3 protein-coding genes are annotated in these 3,818 nt (G+C 51.4%); 1 reads left to right on the top strand and 2 read right to left on the bottom strand.

Going from position 1 to position 3,818, the window contains the following annotated elements; genetic code table 11:
- Positions 1–369 precede the first annotated feature (369 nt).
- Positions 370–843, bottom strand: a complete 474-nt coding sequence (locus EPO18_RS17105; protein ID WP_292435410.1) for a CinA family protein — start codon at positions 841–843, stop codon at positions 370–372.
- Between the two features lie 36 nt (positions 844–879).
- On the opposite strand from EPO18_RS17105, the gene mutS reads away from it, so the two are divergent.
- Positions 880–3,468, top strand: a complete 2,589-nt coding sequence (gene mutS / locus EPO18_RS17100; RefSeq protein ID WP_292435408.1) for a DNA mismatch repair protein MutS — start codon at positions 880–882, stop codon at positions 3,466–3,468.
- Between the two features lie 55 nt (positions 3,469–3,523).
- On the opposite strand, the gene EPO18_RS17095 is transcribed toward mutS, so the two are convergent.
- Positions 3,524–3,772, bottom strand: coding sequence for a thioredoxin fold domain-containing protein (locus tag EPO18_RS17095; RefSeq protein WP_472850909.1), 249 nt, complete (start codon positions 3,770–3,772; stop codon positions 3,524–3,526).
- Positions 3,773–3,818: the final 46 nt, after the last annotated feature.

The raw sequence follows: 3,818 nt of genomic DNA, 5'->3' as shown, positions 1-3,818 counted from the left end.
GTTATTTGAATCGGGTTCTCGCACCCGAAGGCGAGTTACTTTCTTTTGCGTCGCCTCGGCAACTGCTCCTGCGTTGCTCTACCTCCTGCATCCATGCAGTCGAAAAGAAAGTAACCAAAGAGAAGGCGACCCGGTTACCGCTTCTCTCCTGCGCTCCTCGCTTTCGGCGGAGGTTGCCAGAAGGGCCATCCTTGGCCCTCTGGCAACGCGCTGCATCCTTGCAGCGCCCCCTATGGGCTGTTTCCGCCGAAAGCTCCGGTGCTCGGCGCGGCAAACGGGAGAAAAAACATCCGTGCGTAACATCAGTTACTTACACAAAAAAATAATATAAATAAAAATAAATATAGTCGGTACGGCAGCGCACATAAGCTACTCGATTCCCTCCATAGCACTTCTCACAGTCTGTTCTCTTATTTGCTTCCGGTTTCCTGATAATTGCTTTCTGACCACTCTGGCTGCTCCGTTTCTATTCGCCCATGCAATAAATACAGTTCCGACAGGTTTTTCCGGCGTTCCTCCATCCGGCCCAGCTATGCCGGTTACCGCAACCGCAACATCGGCATCGCTGTGCGCTAAGGCGCCTGCTACCATTTCCGTTGCGGTCTCGGCGCTCACCGCACCGTATTTTTCCAGTGTTTGCGGACTGACGCCCAACATTTGCACTTTTGCAGCATTGCTGTAGGTGACAAAGCCCCGGTCGAACCAGGCTGAACTGCCCGGCACTTCGGTAATTGTTTGGGCGATCCAGCCGCCGGTGCAGGATTCGGCTGTGGCTACTGTTTTGCCGTTTGCTTTTAATAAGCGGCCCAGTTGCTCGGCCAGCTCAAATAATTCAGACTCCATGATGTGACCTCTCCCGGATTCGGATAAAATAGGCTTATGAGTATAAAACAAAACACCATCAACCAGCAGCACACTCCGATGATGCAGCAATTCATGCGCATCAAATCCGAACACCCCGATACCCTGTTGTTCTACCGTATGGGGGATTTTTACGAACTGTTTTTCGATGACGCCAAAAAAGCCTCGCAACTGTTGGATATTACGCTGACCAGCCGTGGACAATCGGGGGGGCAGCCTATTCCTATGGCTGGCATTCCTTATCACGCGGCTGAAGGCTATCTTGCCAAGCTGTTAAAGTACGGCGAATCAATCGCGATATGCGAACAAATCGGCGATCCGGCAACATCAAAAGGCCCGGTCGAACGCAAGGTGGTGCGCATAGTCACCCCCGGCACCGTTACCGACGAAGCGTTGCTGGAAGACCGCAAGGATAACCTGCTGGTTGCAATCTGTTCGTTGCCTGTAGGGGCGACCGGCCAGTCGCCTTACGGCATCGCCAGCCTGGACCTAACCAGCGGCCGTTTCGTTCTGCAACAAGTTGAGTCGATGGATCAGTTGTTAAGCGAAATCGGCCGCTTGAATCCTGCCGAACTGCTGTTTAGCGAAGACTGGCCGCTGCCCGCAAACCTAAAACAGCGCAGCGGTTTATGCAGAAGACCGCCCTGGCATTTTGAAGCCCAAAGCGCCAGGCAACTGGTATTAAAGCAGTTCAAGACGCTGGATTTGAAAGGCTACGGCTGCGAAGACATGCCCGCCGCAATTGCTGCTGCGGGCGGCTTGCTGCAATATGTTAAAGACACCCAGCAAAGCGCATTGCCGCATATTCAGGGCATACGCACCGAAAACAGCGACGACAGCATTTTGCTGGATGCATCCAGCCGCCGCAATCTTGAACTGGATTTTCACCCTTCCGGCCAACTGCAATTCACGCTATTCGGGGTGCTGGATAAAACCGCAACGGCGATGGGCAGCCGCTGTTTACGGCGCTGGATCAACAGGCCATTACGCGATCACGACATTTTGAACAATCGTTATGCCTGTATTGATACCTTGCTTAATGTGTTGTTGTATCGGGATATTCAAAGCCATCTGCGGCAAGTCGGCGATATTGAACGGATCAGCTCTCGCATCGCGTTGAAATCGGCGCGTCCGCGCGATTTGCTGGTATTGCGCAATACGCTGGCGGTTCTACCTGCCCTGCAACACGCGCTGTCCGGCAGTGATAACCCCCAACTTACACAATTATGCGAACAGATCGGCGAACATCCTGAAATATTAAATTTATTGCAACGCGCCATTATCGACAATCCGCCGGTGCTGATCCGCGACGGCGGCGTGATCGCACCCGGCTATCATCCAGAGCTGGATGAGTTGCGAAATTTGAGCCAAAACGCCGACCAATTCCTGATTGATATGGAAAATCGCGAAAAAGCGTCAACCGGCATCAGTACGCTGAAGGTCAATTACAACCGTGTGCATGGCTACTATATTGAGATTTCGAATCTTCATGCGGAAAAAGTCCCCGCACATTACACACGCAAGCAGACGTTAAAAGGCGCTGAACGTTACATTACCGAGGAGTTGAAATCGTTTGAAGACAAGGTGCTCAGCGCCAAGGAAAAGTCGCTATCTTTTGAAAAAGCTTTGTATGAGGAGTTGCTGAACATCATCGGTGCTTCGTTAATTCCACTGCAACAATGCGCTGCCGCGCTGGCCGAGCTGGATGTGCTGGTCAATTTTGCAGAACGCTCCGAGACTTTGAACTTATCGCAGCCGACACTGGCTGATAAGCCCGGCATTTCGATTGAAGCAGGCAGGCATCTGGTCGTTGAGCAGGTTTCGGATATTCCGTTTGTACCCAACGACTTATCGTTTTCCAATCAGCGTAGAATGCTGGTCATTACCGGTCCGAACATGGGCGGAAAATCGACTTACATGCGCCAAGCCGCGCTGATCGTGTTAATCGCTCATATTGGCTGTTATGTCCCGGCCAAATCGCTAAGCTGCGGCCCTATCGACAAGATTTTCACCCGCATCGGCGCGTCCGACGACTTGTCCAGCGGACGGTCTACGTTTATGGTCGAAATGTCGGAAACCGCCAATATCCTGCATAACGCCACCTCAAAAAGCCTGATTTTAATGGACGAGATCGGTCGCGGCACCAGCACCTTTGACGGTCTGTCGCTGGCTTGGGCTTGCGCCGATCATCTGGCTAGAGAAACTCAGGCGTTTACGCTGTTTGCGACGCATTATTTTGAGTTAACCACGCTGCCCGAGGAACGAAAAACTATCCATAACGTGCATTTGGATGCGATGGAGCATGGCGACAAGATCATTTTTTTACATGCCGTAAAAGACGGCCCGGCCAGCCAAAGTTACGGCTTGCAGGTGGCCTCATTAGCAGGCGTTCCCCGTTCGGTGATTGATAAGGCCAAAGCCAAATTACGGCATCTGGAAGACCATGCCTATCTTGAACAGCAAGCGGAAACCGGGGTTAATCAGCTGGATTTGTTTTCATCGAAGGAATTTCATCCTGCGGTGGGTTTGCTGGAAGATATGAACCCGGATGAGCTTAGCCCGAAACAGGCTTTGGAATTGCTTTATCGGCTTAAAGGGATGGTATAGTTTAATCTACAAAACAAAGGCGGCTGAAGCCGCCTTTGTATCACAAGCAAATCGATTATTTGTGACTTTTCTCATCCGCCAGCGCTTCAGCCAATTGCTTAGCAGGCAGATAGCCGGGAAAAATATTACCTTTTTCGGTAACCATCATCGGCGTTCCTTTCACTTCAAATTCCTCAGCCAGTTGCATATGCTCATCAACCGGGTTATCGCAAGTTTTAGACGGTGGCGTATCGCCTTTTTTGGCTGCCGTTAAGGCCGCTTTGCGATAACCCGGTTGATGAGCATATGCAACTGGCTGAGGAATTTGAAGTGAAAGGAACGCCGATGATGGTTACCGAAAAAGGTAATAT

This window comes from Methylobacter sp. (genome assembly GCF_004322395.1).
Classification (GTDB): Bacteria; Pseudomonadota; Gammaproteobacteria; order Methylococcales; family Methylomonadaceae; genus Methylobacter_A.
This window is presented reverse-complemented; position numbering and strand designations above follow the sequence as displayed.